Consider the following 296-nt stretch of genomic DNA (forward strand, 5'->3'; position numbering starts at 1 on the left):
GTTTGTTGTTTTCAATATAAAAGTGAAGCTGAGCAATTCTTCTATTCGTTAAAGTTGAGGTTAAAGAAATTTAACTTAGAAATAGCTGAGGACAAAACCAAAATTATTCCCATTGGGCGATTTGCGGAGACAAATGCAAATCAAAAGGGGAGAAGTAAACCAGATACCTTCGATTTCCTTGGCTTTACACATTACTGTGGGAAAAGTAAACAAGGCAAGTTCCGAGTAAAACGGAAATCAAGCAGGAAGGGAGTTACCGTGAGAGAATCCACTTAAATCTCCTGCCTCTCCTAATA

At 37.8% G+C, this 296-nt stretch carries 1 pseudogene; it reads left to right on the top strand.

Going from position 1 to position 296, the window contains the following annotated elements:
• Window positions 1-276 (top strand): annotated as a pseudogene (locus CHI06_RS30290) (group II intron reverse transcriptase/maturase); the annotation flags it as partial.
• Window positions 277-296: the final 20 nt, after the last annotated feature.

It is taken from the genome of Bacillus sp. 7884-1, from assembly GCF_002272245.1.
In the GTDB taxonomy this organism is placed as follows: Bacteria; Bacillota; Bacilli; order Bacillales; family Cytobacillaceae; genus Neobacillus.